Raw genomic sequence first — 17170 nt, forward strand, 5'->3', positions numbered from 1 at the left:
ATTCTTTTGAATACTTGGCTGATCTTCCCATGTGTGTCTCCTCATGAGCGGAAGATAACCTCTCAAGCCGTGTCCGTCATCCTTAAGGCAGTCCACTCCACACACACTTCCACACACCATTCCACACACCATTCCACACACCGAAGGCAAAAATAAACAATAAAGAATCAAAAGCAATCAAAAAGTTTAACTACCTATATGGTCAAAATTATGTAATAAATATTAATGTTTGGAAAAGATTAATAATATCCATCAGTAAAAATTGATAGCCTCCGGAGCTAAAGGCCGCAAGTTCGATTCTTGCATGCGCACCAAATAAATCAAAGGCTTATGAGTTAATGACTCGTAAGCCCTCTTTCCTTTTCCAGCACCATTTCCCGCACACAAATCCGCGACCCGATGACATAGGGGGAAATCGCCTGCAGCCCATACCTTGTCTGCCTGGATACGGATGTGACCGCTTTCCACCAGCAAGCCGGAAATTGCCGCATCGCCCACAAGACGTAGCCCGGCGCTCACGGGATCGAGATATTTTGCGGTGAAGCCGAGCGTGCTCAGGAGTCTGATGCCGTCCACGATGCCAGGTAATCCGACCAGAATCGCCAAAAAGTCGCCGTCAGGGGCGGAGCGGCAAAACCGGCCGCCACCACTGCGTGCAATCTTGGATCAGGGTGGAGAGCTGGCGAAGTCTTGGAACGACCGGGCAAAGGCGGCCTTGGGCGTTTTCAAGGTTTAGTGGGGAAATGCATTCGTCCGGCCAGGCAGGGTATAGAACCCTTTTCGAACCGCCCTCCGGGACTGCCGGTCAGGGAGGGCGGTTCGAAGCAGGTTGATCATGGCGTTTTCAGGGCTTGCTGCTGGATTTGATGTCCGGACCTCCCTCTCACGCGTCCTCCCCCTGCTCCGGGGGAGGACTGGCGCATATTGAGGAGTTTGGAGGTAGCGAGTGAAATTTTATTGTTCCGGCACTCCGGGATAAGCTTCTGCAGCACCTTGTCGTGTTTGGGTCCGAGATTTGTTGGTGTAGACTTGACGATGTCAGTCACTTTTCGATTTCACCGGTTGAAGTTTTGCCTTTGATGTCTGGGCCTTTACGAATCTGTCCGGAATGGCTCCGGAAATTAAACCTTATTCGGTATGCACCGGGGAGGCCCGACCTGGGCCCGGGCCCTTCCCCCGGCGTCCGTGAGTCCAGTATTTAGGGATATTGTTTAGACATTACTAACTCTGGAAGCCAAATTTCTAACGCTACAGGCCATTGTTTGCTATTTTATTGGGCCCGGAGAGAATGCCCATCATTTCAATGTCGGGTTGGAGTGTCTTGCTTTTTTGCGCTTATCCCTAGACGGGATACCCTACATGTTTGTTTCGCAATATTATATGTTGTTCCGGCGTTCCGTGCACTGCGGCTTTGGCATTTGGTTGAGACAGGGCATTGTTTTTCGATTCTCCCTGCTCAGTGTCCTGACGATTGAAGCCGCAAGGTTTTGCGAAAATATGGCTCCCAGCGTTAGTCGTGTGGGCAGGTATTTCTATAGAGAAGATGTTAGTCATTTCAAACTTTAAATCAGGCAAGGAGATATCCATGGCCAAGGCTTTGATTGTTTTTGGTTCCACCACGGGCAACACCGAAGGTGTGGCGGACGACATCCTCAAGATTCTGAACAAGAACGGCATCCCGACCGAGGTCAAGAACGCCGCCGACGTGTCTCCGGCCGGATTGGCCGAGGGTTACGACACGGTGATCATGGGTTGCTCGACCTGGGGCGACGAGGACATCGAGCTGCAGGACGACTTCATGGACATTTTCGACAACATGGAAAAGGTCGGGCTTACCGGCAAGAAGGTTGCGGTCTTCGGGTGCGGGGACTCGTCCTACACGCATTTTTGCGGGGCCGTGGACGTCATCGAGAAGAAGGCCGAGTCTCTGGGGGCCAACATCATCGTTGGTTCCTTCAAGATAGACGGAGATCCTGAAGCCTCGGCAGTCGAGGAATGGGCCGCCGAAGTCATGCGCATGATGTAGTGATCACGCGCCCCGTCGGACCGCGTCCAACGGGGCGTTCTAGGCCGTGCCCTTGAGTGCGGCGAGGAGGACGTATGTGTTTCAAGCTTGATAACGGATCCGAGCTGTTTTCGGTGCAGGACATGCAAAAACTGAAGAAATCCGCCAGCGGGCGCATGGGGTCTAAGCATTGGGTCGACGTCAAGGCATCGTCGCCGGTCGCAAGGGATGGCAAGGAAGAAGGGCACGGTTGCGGGTGCGACGAAAATTGCGGGTGCAACGGGAAATGCGTGACGTGTAAATGCGCCGAAAAGCATGAATGGCAGGGCTTCGAGCACGATGCTGGCAAAAATCGTGGCCAGTGCGTTGTATGGGCCGACATGAGGACCGGCAGGTAGAACGAGGATCATGGTCAGCACGATGCCTACGGAGAAAAGCGTGCCTATGGTTCCCTGTCCGGAGATGACCGGTTTTGAAACGGTTGGAGGAGATGATGCTGTGTTCGACATTGTGGGGAACTGTCATGCACGATCGCAGTGGTCAAGGCCTTGTTACGGTACGCATTTCTCGTTTTTTCAGGCGGATTTAACGACAGAGTGCGTGTTCCTTTTTGGAAGGAATTCGGCCCTCGTCAAGAAGCTCAAGCCCTCCGCGCGAAAAAATCACATGGCTAGCGAGAGGTGGCCATCGACTACGCGGGTCAGATTCTTCCCTCCAAGGGCCGTCCAGCGGAGAGGTTTGTGAGCCCGGGTTTTTTGATGTGCCGGGCCGTGCACAGGGCGCGCAGATCGTCGTTCAGGATGACGGCCTGGGCCGAGGCCCTGGCAAGGTCGCCGTCGTGGGCCATGCAGATGCCGAGGTCCGCGCTGATCAGGGCCGGGGCGTCGTTGACCCCATCGCCGACCACGGCCACGTTGTATCCTTCTGCTTTTAGTTGGCAGACCACGCGTGCCTTGTCCTCGGGCGTCAGTTCCCTGCGTACGCCAATCACGCCGAGCAGGGAGCCCAGGTGCGCTTCCAGATAATCGAAGTCAAGCAACCCGTGACGCAGCACCCCGCCCTTGAGCCGGATACGGCGCGGCAGTTTATGAACCACGCGCGGGTGCTGTTTGCGGATGGCGGGCACGCCAGGAGAGGTGATCATGATGCTCCCGGGTGCCGTGTTTCGCGAAAGAGGGAGGTGGTCAGTGTTTGGGGCCGCCACGTGTCTACTCCGTGTTCACGATTTCTTTGCATTTGGGAAAACCGGCATTTCCCCGGAATTTTCTGGCGTTCGGCGCTTCTGTAAGGCTTTTCCGCAAGACCTTGCCGGTGCTTCATTTTGGGCGGCCCCGATGCGCCGCGTTATCTTTTCCGGAAATGATTTATCCTTGTTTGGCCTGGGGTCAGTCCCGGCGGGCGGAGTTTTGTTTCATGATATCAAGGCATCTGTTCACATCCTCGGCCAGTTCCTGGAAGGCGTCACCCTTGCGGAAGCGCACGGGCTGAGCGGGGAAGTTTCCTTGCGCGGCGTCTTGCAGAGTCCTACGGATCTTGCAGACCGGGCCCGCGATGGAATGGGTGCGTGCAACGGTCCAGATGACGACGCCGGCCAGCATGAAGGCCGCGATGATTCCCGCCTTGGTCCAGAACATGCTGTCGGTATCCGCCCACAGGCGGTCGTTCAGGAAATAGATGTAGAACCAGCTGGTGGCCATGGCGGTGACCAGCATGCAGACCAGGGCCATGAGCAGCATGTTTCCAGCCATGGTCAATTGGAACTTCTTGTCGATGAAGAGCTGCCGCCGCAGGATGCGTTTTACGAGGCAGCGGCAGTTCGTGTCGCACGTCTGTTCAAGAGTGGAATTCATGGGGTACTCCATTGCGCAACAGATTCAGGGTCCCGTGATGCGCAGGTCGTCAAGAGTGTTGGGAAGGCCATCGGGTCCGGCGCTTGAGAGCATGAAACGTTTGCGGTCCTCGCTTGAGGTGTAAATCAACAGAGTGTTCCAATGATCGTACCCCAGCTTGTCGGTTGGGCTTTCCTTGAAATTGGCCTTCATCCAGCTCATGAAGTCGTCCTGCTCTGGATAGCGGCCCGTCTTCATGAGCTGGTAGTCGAGCATGGTGCCAATGCTGCGTAGGTCGGCGGCGGTGGCCAAATGGCGCGCGCTCTCAACGGTTTCGTCGTAGAATCTGGTGAATTCGTCAGCATTTCCGCCGATGACGCCAATGGCAAGGCCCGCCACGAGGAGCCGCCTGATGATATCAACCATGAATGGGCCTCATCGAGTCTTATGGGTGTTTACGCATTGCTCGTTGCTTGCGCCTGACGGACGGCTCTTGCCTGAGCCTTGCGTTCCTCCCGTTTCACATGCCACAGGGCCACCGGCGACAGGCAGGACAGCACTCCGAGGATGATGGCGATGCGTTTCCAGCTTGTTTCCCAATAGTATCTGGTCTTGGTCACATAGGTATAGATATCAACAGGTTCGCCGCCGTCCTTCGGCTGGTGCCGCCAGATTCCTCCGGCGCCGCGCTGGATGCGCATGCTGTCCTCGAAGGATTTGTTGCCCTTCTTGTCCAGGGTGATGAAGCGGACCAGGGCCGTATCGCCTTCCTGTTCAACGGCAACGAATTCCTTGACCACGAAGCGGTTCTCGGTGGCAGGGGTGTTGTCGCTGTAAAGGAGGCGGTGCACGTAGGACTCGACGAAATAGGCCACGTCGTCGATGGCGGGGCGGTCTTCCTTCAGTTCAACCTTGACCCGGTCCGCCGTGCTGTGCGCAAGGGCCTGTCCTGCAGTCAGGATCACGGTGCACGCGACTATCCATAAAATCATGTTTGTCTTAGCCGTGCTTGTGGTCATGACCGTCCTCCGGGTTCAAGAAATGCTGCAGTTTGTGCTCGTCGACCTTGAGCTTGTGCTCACTCTTGAGTTGCGTATAGACCTGCTCCCAGGCTTCGCGGTACTTGGAATAGAGCAGGTCGTTGCGGACATAGGCCTTCTTTTCCTCGAAGTCCGGGGCTTCGAAGGAGGTCTTGTCCGTGACCTGGAACAGGTACCAGTCGTTCTTGATGCGCACGGGTTCGGATATCGAGTTGATTTCCAGATTCTCGATGGCCGCGCGCCAGTCAGGGCGGTAGCTGGTGATGGCCCGCTTGCCTGCGTAGCCTCCGTCCTCGCGTGTGGAGTTGTGGGTTGACAACTCCTGGGCCGCTGTCTCGAAGCTCTCCTCGCCAGCCAGGATACGTTCCCGCACAGTTTTGAGCACGTTCTTGTCGGGATTCTCGATGACACGCACGCCGTATTGGGTCGGTGGGATGTAGCTGGCGATGTTGGCGTCGAAATAGGCCCGAACTTCCTCTTCAGTCAGGGAATCGCGGTCGAGCTGGGGTACCAGGTGGTCCTGCATGACCTTCAGGAAAAGATCGGACATGAACTCATGAATTTCGGCCCGGATGCGCGGATCCTGATGCAGCTTCTCCTTTAGGGCCTTGGCGATGATCATCTCCATGTTCACGGCGTGTTCGTAGACGAACTCCGGGGTGATCCTGTCGGGGTCCTTGTTGAACCGGGAACTCTTCTTCATGATGGCCTGATGAGCCTTGAGATCCTCCAGGGTCAGGCTGCCGCCGTCAAAGGTGACCACGGCGTTGTCGTTCTTGGTCTGGTTGCAGCCTGCCAGGAAAAGCAGGCACAATATCACGAGCGCTAGATTCTTCATGTTTCTCTCCGTTATGGTTGCGGGAATCGTCCCCGTTAATTTGCACCGTACATGGCCAGCATTCCGGCCACGAGTCCCCAGGCCACGTAGCCGACCACCCCGCCCAGGACGATGATGAGCATGGGCTCGATCATGGCCGTCATGCGCGAGATCTTGTCCTGCAGGATCTTTTCGTGCAGCTGTCCCACGGTGTGCATGGCCTGGTCCATGAGCCCCGAGTGCTCGCCGATCTTGACCATGGCCTTGACCATGGGCGTGAAAAAACGGTCGCTTGCAAAAGCCGAGGACAGGGTTTCACCGGCCACGACCTTGTTGTTCATGTGCTGGATCTGCGCCCGCGCCGCTTCGTTGGTCACGGTTTCGGACGCGGCCCGCAGGGCGTCGACCAGGGTGATGCCGCTCTCGAGCAGCGCGGCCAGGGTCTTGGAGAACTGCACGATGACCCCGAAGCGGAAAATTGGGCCCAGGACCGGGATATGGATTTTGTACCTGTCATAGATCAGTCGCGAGGCGGGGATGGTCAGCATGAGCGCGAAGCCCAGGGCAGCTGCGGCCGTGGTGGCGATGATGGTCATGGCGTTTTTGGTCAGGAAGTCGGCCGTGTCGAGCAGGAACTGGGTGTTGGCGGGCAGCTTGGCTCCGCCCAGCAGGATGGCGAACTTTGGGATGACGAAAACCACCAGGAACACGACTACGACCACAGAGACGACGACCACCACCGCCGGGTAGATCATGCTGATGATCATCTTGGAGCGCAGGGCCGCCCTGGCCTCCAGGTATTCGGAGATGCGCTCCAGGACCACGTCGAGGATGCCGCCGAGTTCACCGGCGCGGATCATGTTCACGGCCACGATGGGAAAAACACGGGGGTGCTCTGCCATGGCCGAACTCAAGGGCTCACCGCCTTCGATTTTCCGGCGCACCTTCTCCAGCACGCTTTTGAGTTTTCTGTTTTCGGTCTGCTCGTGGAGGATTTCGATGGATTCGGTCACCGTCACCTGGGAGGCCATCAGCGCCGAAAACATGCGGAAGAAGAGTACGATGTCCTTGGTGCCCACCCGGCCGAGCATGGCCAGCGCGTCCCCGGCGCTGGGAGAACCGCCCGCCTGGGTCTCGGCCACGTCCGTGATCATGATCCCCTGGGCGCGCAGGCGTTCGGCGGCGGCGCCCAGGTCCGAGGCCTGCACCACTCCCCTGGCCCTGTCGCCCTTGGCGTTAAATCCGCTGTATTTGAATTGTGGCATGATCCCTTTCCTACTCGATGGTCACGCGCATGATTTCTTCGGGGGTGGTCAGTCCGGCGCGGAGCTTGGCGATGCCGTCCTCGCGCAGGGTGCGGAAGCCTTTGCGCTCGATGGCCGCATCGCGCAGGGTCTCGGGCGTGGCCGCGGCCATGATGTGATCTTTGAGACTCGTGTCCACCTCCAGCAGTTCGTAGATGCCCATGCGCCCCCGGTAGCCGAGGTGGCAATGCGCGCAGCCCGTGCCGCGCCGGATGGGAAAAGGCTCGCCGTCAAGGCCGAGCATGCGCATCTCGGCCGAAGTGATCATGACCTCCTCCCCGCATTCCTTGCAGACCTTGCGCACCAGGCGCTGGGCCAGCACGGCCCGTACCGAGGCCGCCACCAGGAAGGGCTCGGCGCCCATGTCGATCATGCGGCTGAAGGCGCTCGGCGCGTCGTTGGTGTGCAGTGTGGAGAGGACCAGATGGCCCGTGACGGCGGCGCGCAGGGCGATGCGCAAGGTCTCGCTGTCGCGGATCTCGCCGACCATGATGATGTCCGGGTCCTGGCGCAGGATGGCGCGCAGGGCGTCGGCGAAGGACAGCTTTTCCCCGGCGTCGACCTGGGTCTGGTTGACCCCGCGTACGGTAAGTTCCACAGGGTCTTCGATGGTGGTGATGTTGGTGGTCTCCGAGCGCAGCAGCTGCAGGGAGCCGTACAGGGTGGTGGATTTGCCGGAGCCCGTGGGGCCGGTGACCAGCACGATGCCGTAGGGCGTGCGCAGGAGTTTTTTGAAAAGGTCGAGCATCTCGGGTTCCATGCCCAGCCCATCCAGATCGATGATCTCGTCGTGGGGCGGGAGCAGGCGCAGCACTCCCTTTTCCCCGTTGACCACGGGTAGAATGTTGGCGCGTACATTCACTCCGTCGATGGTCAGGTCCAGACTTTGGGGGGTGAAGGCAAAGGAGCCGTCCTGGGGCTTGCGCCGCTCAGCGATGTCCATGCCGCCCATGACCTTGATGCGCGAAATGAGCCTGTTTGCCAGGTCATAGGGGAGTTCCTCGGTCCTCAGCAGCATTCCGTCCACACGGAAGCGCACGATGAGGGCGTCCCTCTCCGGCTCAATATGAATGTCCGAGGCACCCATGTTGATGGCCCGGACCATAAGCTTTTCCAGCATCTCGATGACAAAACCCGAGTCGTCGATCTCCACCCTGGTGTTCAGCTTGATGGAGGTGTCGAAGTCGCGGCTGAAGAACATGTTCTGCATCTTGCGCAGCCGGTTGGGCGAGGTCAGGACCAACCGGATCTGACGCTTGGCCAGGCGTGAGATGGTCTGTAGCATGGCTTGGGGCAGAGGTCCGCTGCAGGCCAGGAGCAGTTCGCCACCCGGGCCGGAGCCTACGGGCAGCACGCCAGCCTTGAGGGAGAGCTGCTTGGGAATGGCCAGGGTCACGCCCTTTTCGATGGTGTCCACGGAACTTTTGAACAGGGGGATGCCCAGGAACTCGCCCAGATATTCGGTCAACTGGTCGTCACTGAGGAGCCCTTCGCGTACGGCTATGGTGCCGATCTTTTCCCTGACCATGCGCTGTGCCGCAAGGAGTCGGGTCAGGTCATCGCGTCGGATTGCTCCCTTTTCGATCAGAAATTCGCCGAAGCGTTCGAGTCGGGTCATCTCGAAAAACACCTCTTGTACTCGGGAGCCTTCACGGGTTCCGGTCCGGCGGCCAGACGGCGGGCCGAGAGGCGCTGACGGAGCAGGTTTTCGTTGCGGGCAGCGGACAGCCCTGTCTCCATGCCGATCTTGCCTTCGGTTATAAGCCGGATCAGGCACTGCTCCATGGTCTGCATGCCGAGCTGCATGCCCGTTTCGATGGAGGAGTAGATCATGTCGTCCTTGCCCTGACGGATGAGGTTGGAGATGCCGGGGGTGGAGACCATGATCTCCACGGCCGGAATGCGTCCCGTGCCCGAGGCGTTGGGCAGCAGACGTTGCGAGATCACGGCTTTGAGCGTCGAGGAAAGCTGCTGGCGGATCTGGGCCTGCTCGCCCGCCGGGAACGCGCCGACCAGACGGTTGATGGTCGAGACGCAGTCGCGGGAGTGCAGGGTGGAGAAGACCAGGTGCCCGGTCTCGGCGGCCATGATGGCCGTGCGCATGGTCTCCAGGTCCCGCATTTCGCCCACCAGCAGGACGTCCGGGTCGGCGCGAAGGGCGTCGCGCAGGGCGTCGGCGAAGGTCGGCACGTCGGAGTGCAGTTCGCGCTGGTGGATGATGCTCAGGTTGTTCTGGTAGACGTACTCGATGGGGTCCTCGATGGTGATGATGTTGCGCCGTGAGGTGGCGTTGATGTCATCTAGGACTGTAGCCAGGGTGGTGGACTTGCCCGAGCCGGTTACACCCGTGACCAGGATCAGTCCGTCGCGCAGTCTCGTCAGTTCGGCGATGGCTCCGGGCAGGCCGAGGCTCTCGAAGGATGGGATCCCCGCATGCAGGAGGCGGGCGGCTACGCTCATGGCGCCGCGCTGGTAGTACACGGCGATTCGGAAGCGGCCTTCGCTGGCGCTGACCGCAAAATCCACGGAACGCTTGTCTTTCAAGACCTGGGCGTGCCGGGCGGTGAGCATTTGGCCCACCAGAATCTCGATGTCAGCTGGACTGTACGGATCGCAGCCAGCCCGTTGCAGTTCCCCCTTGATGCGGAAAATGGGCGGCATGTTGGCCGTGATGTGCAGATCAGAGGCCTTGCGGCGCACGGTTTCGCGGAACAGCGCCGTCATGTCGCAGGGCCTCTGCTCGGTCACGGGAGGGATGGGGCACAGGGTCATGGCTGGCCTGTCTTGCTGGTTTCTGGTTCGAGGATGTTCTCCTTGCCCTCGGTGATCTGCTCGTGGGAGCTCTTGCGGCGCATGAATTCTCTGGATACGGCCTCGGCCTGGGCCGGGTGCATGATGACGTGCGGAGTGAGCAGGATCACGGTTTCGGTCTTCTTCTTGGTGTTCTTGATTTCGCTGAACAGCAGGCCCAGGCCCGGGACATCCCCCAGGCCCGGCACCTTGTTGGTGTTGTAGTCCAGGGACTCGCGGATGATGCCGCCGATGGCGATGGTCTGCCCGGACCTGGCCGAGAGGATGGATTTGAGTTCGCTCTTGCTCTTGCCGTCCAGTGGGAACTCCAGCACCTCACCGCTTTTCTCGTTGACCACGGAGATGCTGCTGTAGTTGAGGATGGGCGCGGAGATTTCGGCCTCGAACTCCATGGTCACGGTGCTGTCGGCGTTGATGAAAGTGGTCATCTCCACGTCCGTGCCGAGCTCCTCGCGGATGATGTTGACCTGAAAGGTGGTGATGGTGTCGCCCTGGTCGCCCACGGCCACGGTCTTGGTGGTCACGTCGTCGCGCAGGGGCGTCTCCTCGCCGACGAAGAATTCGACCTTGCTGTTGTTGGCCGTCATCAGGAATGGTGTGGAGATGATCTCGGCTCGGCCCGCGTTCTCATACAGAGCCAGACGCGCGTATAATTTTTCAGAGTTGAATAAAAAGTTCAGAGTGTTGGAACCCATGGACGTGCTGCCACCTAGGCCCAGAGTCGCGGCATAATCGCCCATGATGCCGCTGCCCGAGATTACATCCCAGTTCACGTCGAAGAAGCTTTCGAACCCGTCGCCTAGCGTCAGTTGCAAAATCCTGATTTCCAAAAGCACCTGGCTGGTGGGCGTGTCCAGGGCCTCGATGATGCGGCCCATCTCGTTCAGGAGCCCCCCGTCCAGGGAGCGGGCCACGATGCAGTTGTTGCGCTTGAAGACCGTCAGGATGGCCATGGTCGGCTTGGCGCCAGCCGATCCGCTTCCTCCCATTCTGGCTCCGGTGGTGGCCGGTTCGAGCAGGGGTACGTCCTGTCCGTCACCTTTGCCCGCGTCCACGGACAGGGTCGGGGAGCCGCCGCTGTTCTGGTTGATCACGGCCGCTTTTTCGGGGTCGATGTGGCCGTAGATCTTCTCGTCCTCGATCACCGCCAAGTGTACTTCCTCGCCCATGGATGCCTTGATCAGCTTGGCCATGTCCGCCGCATTGGTGTAGCGCACGTAGAAGGCCCGGGTCTGGTCGCTCTGTCGGGCCTGGATGTCCTGCACGTATTCCTCGCGGGTCATGAGGGTGATGATGCCCTGGCCTTCACGGTACCACAGGTTGTTCAGGCGGCAGATGGCGTTCAGGGCCTCGCGCAGGCTGATGTTCTGCAGAAAGATGTTGACGGGACTTGCGGCCACGGTGTTGGTGGCCACCACGTTGTAGCCGCAGATGTCGGTCAGCAGTTCGGCGATGGCCCTTACGTGCACGCCGCGAAGCATGAGGGATCCGATATGGGCGTCCATGCCTCCGCGCAGGGGAGCGTTGGCCTGGGCCGTCATGTCGCGCAGGGTCGTCTCCACATCATCAACGGGTTGCCCCTTGATGACGCGCACGATGGGGCCGGAATCCTCCAGCAGGGGCAGCGCCTCGGCGGAGAGGAAGCCCTGGTTCCCGGCGGTTTTGAAGGTGGGGCCGCCCTTTGGGGCGATTTTTTCCTTCATTCCGGCGCATCCGGCGAGCAGCAGCATTGTCGCGCACAGAATCGCAAGTCGCACGGAGCTGCTCATAGCAGGAAGACCTCATAGGAGAAGGTCTCGGGATCTTCACCTTTTTTGGAGTGTTTTGGCCCGGCCTCGAAGCTAATGCTGCGGGGGGTGACCTTCATGATCTTGAACTCGTGGGGCAAACCCTGGAAGTTCACGGCGATGGTGTCCCCGCCCTTGAACACCGCCAGTTCATCGTAGCCGTTTATCTGGACGATGACCCGTTCAACCTTGCCCGCCATGACGATGCCCATGACCACCACTTGCTGAATGGCCTGGGCATACTGGTAGGGATTGGTGATGGCCTCGGTTTGCCTGAACGGGTCGCGCTGGGCGTTATCCGCCCTGGCCGGAGCCGATTGGAGCAGAAGTGCCAGGAGCAGGGCCGCGATTATCTTGTGCATGTAAAACCTCTGCATGTTCAGATCATGAGATTGAAGGTGATTTCCAGAAATTCGCCGTTACCGGCCGTAAGTGCTACCTCGTCGACCCTGATGGCGTCGGGCATGTTTCGCAGCGACTCCAGCAACTGCAGAAAGCCGTGAAAGGAGCCGGACAGGCTGAGCTGGAAGAGGTTCCATTCCAGTTGCAGCAGGGTGTCCGATTTGCGCCCTCCCGGAGTTAGGGACACTACCTTCAGTCCGCTTGCCGCCACATGCTCGTTGATCTGACGCAGCATGTGGGTGACCTCCCTGGCCTCTCCGGTGTGCATGAGGGTGCCCTTGAGCCTTTTGTTCACTTCCTCAAGGTCCTTCTTGGCGTTTTCCAGTTCATGTTTGACCTGGATCAGGGGCGGGATTTGCTTCAGCCCGTTGACCTCTCCGACGACCTTGTTCAGGGCCGCCACGGTCTTTTTGAACTCCTTTTCCTGGGGTTCGTAGACCTTCTTCATGTAGAAGAAGGTACAGGCGATGATGATGGCGGCCATGATGCCGTACTTTTCGAACTGGGACAGTTTCTTCATGCTCACGGCATTCACCCCTTGATGTTGACGGTCATCTCGAATTCCAGCCGTCCGACCCCGGCCGTGATTTTGTCGATCACGGCCGAGTCGCACCAGCCCCGCTCCTGTAATTTGGCAGCGTAGGATCCCAGCGCCTCCAGATCAAAAGCGCTGCCCGTGAGCTTGAAGGCGCTTTTATCCGCCTGGGCAAAGGATTTGAGGACAATGTGTTCGGGCATGTCCTGCCCCATGTCCCGGAAGAATTCGATGAATCTGTTCATTTCCTGATCGGCCTGGGTTTCCATGTAGTGCAGCCGTTTTCCGGCTTGCTCCACTTCCTTGCCCAGCTTGTCCTTCTCGGCGAGGAGCCCCTCGTAGGTGGCTATCTCGGCCTTTCTCTTTTTGAGGTCGGTTTCGTAGATGGCGATTTGCGCCTTGTAGTCCTGTTCCTGGTATCTCATGAAGGCGTAGTGCCCGGTCAGGCTCAGGACCAAAATGCCTGTGATGGCCACGGGCACGAGGTAGGCGCTCTGTCGGATACGCACGGAGAGGGGCACGCTGTCGTCGATGCCGGCTTGACGCGCGCCCGCGCCATGCAATTCGCGCATGGCCGCGCCGACCACAGTGCCGTATACGGCGTGGGAGGGGTCTCCCTTGGCGTCAGCCAGTCCGGCCGAGCGAGGCAGATCCAGGGGCATCGCGCCATTGGGGCAGAATTCGGAGATGAAGTCGACGATGTCCCTGTCCGTGGCTCCCAGACCCGAAAGAATCAGGGGTTCGGGCTGGGGCACCTGCCGCACCGTGAAGCGCATGGTGTCGACCAGGTCCTGGGAAACGAGCTCTCCTGAAACATGGGCAGCAATGGACTCCTGGCTGAGGCTCAGCGTGTTGATCTGCTGGGGGATGCCGCCGCTCAGGACCGCGAAATTCGAATAGTCCTGTCCTACCTCCAGCACGGCCCGAGGGGTGTCGCGGCCGTCCATGTGCAGGACGTAGTAGAAGCAGGCTTCGGGCGGATAGATGCGCGTCAGGCGAAAGCCCGCCACCTTGAAGCGCTCCCGCACGGCCCGGTACACGTTGCGTTCGATGGCGGCCACGTTCACCGTGGTCTGGTCGTCGTCCTCGTAGACGATGTCGCCGGGCTTGGCTTTGAGTTCGGGTTTTCGTTCCACGGCGATGAGGGCCGTGACGCCGTTTATGCCCGTGTACGGCTCCACTTCCCACTTCACGGCCTCGCGCAACTGGTAGGCTTTCATGCCCCTGATCTTGGCCCGGTCCATGAGCAGTTCGAAGGCCCGGGCCAGGGGCGAGACGAGAATGGCCGCACCGCCGCTCACGCCCAGGCGTTCGGCCAGGGCCTTGAGGCTGGCCACGTCGGGCAGGTCTTCGTGGGTGTCGGGGCGCTTCAGGGACGCGTAGTCGATGATTTCGAAGCCCCGGCCCTGGCGGCGGACCACGGCGGCGCGGATGTCGTCGCCGGCCATCTCCACGGCCAGGATGCGCCTGCCGGGCGAGGGAAGACGAAAACCGCCGCTGCTTGATCCTTTCTTGGAGGAACTCGCCCGCCACGGGCGCGGCATCTTGGGAAAACGCATCAGTTCATATCCTTAAGGCAAGAGGCCAAAGTCGTCGGTGTCCACGGTCAGGGCCGTTTTTTGCCCACTGCCGGGAGCGGCCGTGACGGGGAAGAGTAGGATAGTTCCGCTCTCGCTCGCCTCGGGTTCGTCGTCTCCGTCGGTGTCGTTCCAGAAGATCAGGCAACGCCCGCCGGTGGTGGCATTGGTTGCCGAAAAATCGGAGTAGGCGAAGACAGGCGGGCTGGTGGCGTTGCCTGCGGCCCAGTCGCCAGCGATGGCAGCTTCAAGGATGTCCACACCGGCCACGGGAGCCTGGGTGGAGGCGAGAAAGCGGGCTTTGGTCGTGGTATCGGCATTGATGACTGTGAAGCGTTGCAGTTCGAAAAAGCCCTGCCGCCACTGTGTGCCGCTCACGATGAGGTGGCGGTTGTCCTTGTTATCGTTGAGCAAGGCATCGTAGTCATCCACGTCAAAGGCTTCCGTGAGAATCGTAGGGTCGGTGCCGTTGTTGCTGCCGAAGTCGAACTGTCCGTCGAACCCGCGTGACAGGACCAGCATGGCGTCGTTGGTGTCATCCTTGAAAAAGAGGAATTCCCGGCCCCAAGCGTCGCGCAGCACGTTGTCCGCGCCTGCCTTAAAGGGAGCTCCGATATAGGGGTGCCGCCAGCCAAGTCCAAAGCGGGTGGCGTTAAGGTCATCGTCGGCCAAGCCCGGTTTGTCGGTCCACAGGCCGCGTGGTTGGCCCGTGGTGTAGGGGGTGTCCGAGTCGTCGGCGTTGTTCCAGAAATCGTCGGAAGGATCGGTTGCCGTGTCTTTGTCGTCCCAGCGGAAAAGCTCCGGCCAGGCGGTCATGTCGCCGGTGTAGCCGGTGTTGAGCCCAAGCAGGCCTTCGCCGATCAGGGCGCGGCGGATGCGGTCCAACAGTTCTTCGGTCTCCCTGGTTTTGCGGGAGTCTTCGGCGTCAAAGATGGCTTTCCAGTCGCGGGAGTGGAGCTTCATGACGATGTTGTCGCGGTTCTTGGGGTGGTCCGGGTCATAGGCTTTGGACATGATGTCGTCGGCGTTTATGGTCCAGTGAAAGGACGAGCATTCGCCTTTGGTCGGGTAGAAACCCTCTCTGTCCGGGCCTTCGGACAGAATCCAGAAAAGGGTGTGCCCGGGGCTGTCGGGATCGGCGGTGATGAAGAAGCGCAAGGCCCGGTCCCAGCCGTCGGCCAGGCGGTCGGCCGTCTGCAGGAGGCGGAACGATTCCTTGTCATCATAGAATTCTCCCAGTTCACCGTCTGAGGGTGTGTAGTCACCGTCTTCCCAGGTCGCGTTGGTGACTTCCCAGCGTGGCTGAAGATTGGCGTACATGTCGTCGTCCGTGGCCCAGTGGTCGGAGTCGGCGGGTTTTCCTTCCTGGGGCGGGGTCAGGTACGGCCCTTTCCAACCGTCGCCGAGCACTTCGCCGGGCGCGGGGTGTCCGGGGTGTTCGGGAAGGTCGACAGGAAGATCTTCGACATACCGGGTCCATAGACCACGCGGTTGGCCTTCGTTTTCCGTTTCCGGGCCGCCGATGTGGTCGTCGTATTTGTCTTTGTCGTCGATGAGCTTGCGGTAGGGCTGGTTCCAGACCCATCGATCACCAGCGAAACGACCCGAAGGACGATAGAATACCAGAGTCGGGTCCATCCGGTATTCAGGGCCCTGGCCCACGTTTTTGCCGGACAGGGTGGCCGGGACGGACCAGTCGACACCCAGAACATTGGGCTTGATCTCGGCCCGCGCTTCCCACAGGTCCGGCCACTCCCGCATGTCGCCCACGTAGCCGCCGATGATGGGGCGGCCCTGCTCGTCGAAGCGGCCCTCGGGGCCAAGGATGGCGTCGCGGATCTGGTCCATGCGCTCGCGGGTGCGGCGCTCGCGTTCCATGTCGTCGAGCATGCCCACGGCCGGGACCATCATGGCCGCCAGGAAGCCGAGGATTGTCAGCACCACCAGCACTTCCAGTAGGGTGAAGCCGCGTGGGGCAGTGAAAAAAAGATGTATGGCCGGGCGGCGCATCAGTTGATGTCTCCGTCGGCGTTGAAGTCGATACCCCAGCCGGTCATGTCCACGGAGGGGTGAATGAGGCCCTCACTGTCCAGAATGGCGAAAAAGGCCGGGTGCTGAGCCTCGTAGGCGTCCAGGGTGCGGCGAGCCGCCGTGGTCAGTGCTGCACCAGGCAAAACGCCTTCGGCGGCGTAGGCTGTAATGGTGCCATTGGAGCTTGTGCCCAGGGGATTGTCGAGGCGTAGCCGCTGTGCCGTGGCCTTGAGTCGGGGCAGGAGCAGGCTGTACCATTTCCACTCGTAGTTGATGGGGTCCTGGCCGCTTTCCGGGCAAGTGGGCGCGCCGTGGACCTGTCCGTTCTTGATCAGGGAGGTTTCCGAACCCAGCCCGAAGACCATGCGAAAAAGGGTTTCAGGGTGATCGCGATCTTGCTCAGTCAAATCGGCGGTAATGCTGCCCGTGGCGTTGTCCCCGCCTCCGGTCATGAGCACGGCCACATTGGCAGCCACGGGTTGCATGTTGGGAGAGCGGGTGGCCACGTCGCGGTCATAAGGAGAATTATAGTTGTAGACGTGCAGTACGCCCCTGCCGCGCAGTTCTAAGGCTTCAGCCTCGCTCAGATGATGGATGTGCAGACGGTGGCGTTGGTCCATCCTGTGACCGAGGACTTCGTATCCGGTTTCCGGGTCCTGGTCCGAGACCATGGGCTTGTGGTAGGCCCCCGTATTTTTATCTACGGAAACGATATTGATCATGCCCGTTGGGTATTTGCCGTTTTTTTGAAGATCCGCAGTGACCAGTCCGATGAGGGCTGCCATGTTGGTGCGGGTGACTGTGGCCAGGGCCTCGCTCCCGATCCCGGCCAGGCGCGGGGCGACCATTGCGATGACAAAGCCCAGAATGACCAGCACTACCAGCAGCTCCATGAGGGTGAAGCCGCGCTGGCGGAAATAATGTGGCTGGGGTGATCTGGACATGAATGCGCGGGTCCTTGAAAAGAATGACGGGTGAAGAAAAAGGGCGGGGAGAGGATCTCCCCGCCGGATGTCAACCAGAGGTCAGATA

The 17170-nt window shown here is 59.8% G+C and carries 17 protein-coding genes; 2 read left to right on the plus strand and 15 right to left on the minus strand.

Features of this window, described 5'->3' with window-relative positions; translation table 11 throughout:
• Positions 1-252: 252 nt before the first annotated feature.
• On the minus strand, positions 253-606 hold the full coding sequence (locus tag H4684_RS14155; RefSeq protein WP_192624230.1) for a hypothetical protein: 354 nt from the start codon (positions 604-606) through the stop codon (positions 253-255).
• 979 nt (positions 607-1585) lie between these two features.
• Here H4684_RS14155 and H4684_RS14160 point away from each other — a divergent pair.
• Together H4684_RS14160 and H4684_RS14165 are read left to right on the plus strand one after the other, a co-directional pair.
• A complete protein-coding gene (locus H4684_RS14160; RefSeq protein WP_192624231.1) occupies positions 1586-2026 on the plus strand; it encodes a flavodoxin in 441 nt (146 codons plus the stop codon).
• Positions 2027-2100: 74 nt separating this feature from the next.
• On the plus strand, positions 2101-2403 hold the full coding sequence (locus H4684_RS14165; protein ID WP_192624232.1) for a hypothetical protein: 303 nt from the start codon (positions 2101-2103) through the stop codon (positions 2401-2403).
• A gap of 302 nt (positions 2404-2705) precedes the next feature.
• Here the strand turns inward: H4684_RS14165 and H4684_RS14170 are convergent, their stop codons facing one another.
• From H4684_RS14170 to H4684_RS14235, 14 genes are all read right to left on the minus strand, one after another.
• Positions 2706-3149, minus strand: a complete 444-nt coding sequence (locus tag H4684_RS14170) for an HAD family hydrolase (RefSeq protein WP_192624233.1) — start codon at positions 3147-3149, stop codon at positions 2706-2708.
• 241 nt (positions 3150-3390) lie between these two features.
• A complete protein-coding gene (locus H4684_RS14175) occupies positions 3391-3855 on the minus strand; it encodes a hypothetical protein (protein WP_192624234.1) in 465 nt (154 codons plus the stop codon).
• A gap of 24 nt (positions 3856-3879) precedes the next feature.
• Complete coding sequence (locus tag H4684_RS14180; protein WP_192624235.1) at positions 3880-4260, minus strand: type II secretion system protein GspG; 381 nt, start codon at positions 4258-4260, stop codon at positions 3880-3882.
• A 29-nt stretch (positions 4261-4289) separates the two neighbouring features.
• Positions 4290-4853 carry a hypothetical protein gene (locus H4684_RS14185; protein ID WP_192624236.1) on the minus strand — a complete coding sequence of 188 codons (564 nt, stop codon included), beginning with the start codon at positions 4851-4853 and terminating at the stop codon, positions 4290-4292.
• The gene (locus tag H4684_RS14190) at positions 4834-5712 is read right to left on the minus strand and encodes a peptidylprolyl isomerase (protein ID WP_192624237.1); all 879 of its coding nucleotides are present in this window, start codon (positions 5710-5712) and stop codon (positions 4834-4836) included. The genes H4684_RS14185 and H4684_RS14190 overlap by 20 nt, the downstream gene beginning before the upstream one ends.
• A gap of 35 nt (positions 5713-5747) precedes the next feature.
• Positions 5748-6956, minus strand: coding sequence for a type II secretion system F family protein (locus tag H4684_RS14195; RefSeq protein WP_192624238.1), 1209 nt, complete (start codon positions 6954-6956; stop codon positions 5748-5750).
• A 10-nt stretch (positions 6957-6966) separates the two neighbouring features.
• Positions 6967-8613 carry a GspE/PulE family protein gene (locus H4684_RS14200; RefSeq protein WP_192624239.1) on the minus strand — a complete coding sequence of 549 codons (1647 nt, stop codon included), beginning with the start codon at positions 8611-8613 and terminating at the stop codon, positions 6967-6969.
• Positions 8610-9767: a type IV pilus twitching motility protein PilT gene (locus H4684_RS14205; RefSeq protein WP_192624240.1), complete on the minus strand. Its 1158-nt coding sequence runs from the start codon at positions 9765-9767 to the stop codon at positions 8610-8612. The genes H4684_RS14200 and H4684_RS14205 overlap by 4 nt, the downstream gene beginning before the upstream one ends.
• Positions 9764-11575: a type II secretion system protein GspD gene (locus tag H4684_RS14210; protein ID WP_192624241.1), complete on the minus strand. Its 1812-nt coding sequence runs from the start codon at positions 11573-11575 to the stop codon at positions 9764-9766. The genes H4684_RS14205 and H4684_RS14210 overlap by 4 nt, the downstream gene beginning before the upstream one ends.
• Entirely contained in the window at positions 11572-11955 is a 384-nt protein-coding gene (locus H4684_RS14215; protein ID WP_192624242.1) for a hypothetical protein, read from the minus strand. The genes H4684_RS14210 and H4684_RS14215 overlap by 4 nt, the downstream gene beginning before the upstream one ends.
• A gap of 17 nt (positions 11956-11972) precedes the next feature.
• Positions 11973-12515: a type 4a pilus biogenesis protein PilO gene (pilO, locus tag H4684_RS14220; RefSeq protein ID WP_225940453.1), complete on the minus strand. Its 543-nt coding sequence runs from the start codon at positions 12513-12515 to the stop codon at positions 11973-11975.
• 11 nt (positions 12516-12526) lie between these two features.
• Positions 12527-14089 carry a hypothetical protein gene (locus tag H4684_RS14225; RefSeq protein WP_192624244.1) on the minus strand — a complete coding sequence of 521 codons (1563 nt, stop codon included), beginning with the start codon at positions 14087-14089 and terminating at the stop codon, positions 12527-12529.
• 12 nt (positions 14090-14101) lie between these two features.
• Positions 14102-16117, minus strand: a complete 2016-nt coding sequence (locus tag H4684_RS14230) for a type II secretion system protein (RefSeq protein ID WP_192624245.1) — start codon at positions 16115-16117, stop codon at positions 14102-14104.
• On the minus strand, positions 16117-17082 hold the full coding sequence (locus H4684_RS14235; RefSeq protein WP_192624246.1) for a type II secretion system protein: 966 nt from the start codon (positions 17080-17082) through the stop codon (positions 16117-16119). The genes H4684_RS14230 and H4684_RS14235 overlap by 1 nt, the downstream gene beginning before the upstream one ends.
• Positions 17083-17170: the final 88 nt, after the last annotated feature.

The organism is Desulfomicrobium macestii (assembly GCF_014873765.1).
Lineage (GTDB): Bacteria > Desulfobacterota > Desulfovibrionia > Desulfovibrionales > Desulfomicrobiaceae > Desulfomicrobium > Desulfomicrobium macestii.

Coding starts and splice junctions, on each gene's coding strand:
- H4684_RS14160 (WP_192624231.1), top strand. CDS start 1,586: ATGGCCAAGGCTTTGATTGTTTTTGGTTCCACCACGGGCAACACCGAA.
- H4684_RS14165 (WP_192624232.1), top strand. CDS start 2,101: ATGTGTTTCAAGCTTGATAACGGATCCGAGCTGTTTTCGGTGCAGGAC.
- H4684_RS14170 (WP_192624233.1), bottom strand. CDS start 3,149: ATGATCACCTCTCCTGGCGTGCCCGCCATCCGCAAACAGCACCCGCGC.
- H4684_RS14175 (WP_192624234.1), bottom strand. CDS start 3,855: ATGAATTCCACTCTTGAACAGACGTGCGACACGAACTGCCGCTGCCTC.
- H4684_RS14180 (WP_192624235.1), bottom strand. CDS start 4,260: ATGGTTGATATCATCAGGCGGCTCCTCGTGGCGGGCCTTGCCATTGGC.
- H4684_RS14185 (WP_192624236.1), bottom strand. CDS start 4,853: ATGACCACAAGCACGGCTAAGACAAACATGATTTTATGGATAGTCGCG.
- H4684_RS14190 (WP_192624237.1), bottom strand. CDS start 5,712: ATGAAGAATCTAGCGCTCGTGATATTGTGCCTGCTTTTCCTGGCAGGC.
- H4684_RS14195 (WP_192624238.1), bottom strand. CDS start 6,956: ATGCCACAATTCAAATACAGCGGATTTAACGCCAAGGGCGACAGGGCC.
- H4684_RS14200 (WP_192624239.1), bottom strand. CDS start 8,613: ATGACCCGACTCGAACGCTTCGGCGAATTTCTGATCGAAAAGGGAGCA.
- H4684_RS14205 (WP_192624240.1), bottom strand. CDS start 9,767: ATGACCCTGTGCCCCATCCCTCCCGTGACCGAGCAGAGGCCCTGCGAC.
- H4684_RS14210 (WP_192624241.1), bottom strand. CDS start 11,575: ATGAGCAGCTCCGTGCGACTTGCGATTCTGTGCGCGACAATGCTGCTG.
- H4684_RS14215 (WP_192624242.1), bottom strand. CDS start 11,955: ATGCACAAGATAATCGCGGCCCTGCTCCTGGCACTTCTGCTCCAATCG.
- pilO (WP_225940453.1), bottom strand. CDS start 12,515: ATGAAGAAACTGTCCCAGTTCGAAAAGTACGGCATCATGGCCGCCATC.
- H4684_RS14225 (WP_192624244.1), bottom strand. CDS start 14,089: ATGCGTTTTCCCAAGATGCCGCGCCCGTGGCGGGCGAGTTCCTCCAAG.
- H4684_RS14230 (WP_192624245.1), bottom strand. CDS start 16,117: ATGCGCCGCCCGGCCATACATCTTTTTTTCACTGCCCCACGCGGCTTC.
- H4684_RS14235 (WP_192624246.1), bottom strand. CDS start 17,082: ATGTCCAGATCACCCCAGCCACATTATTTCCGCCAGCGCGGCTTCACC.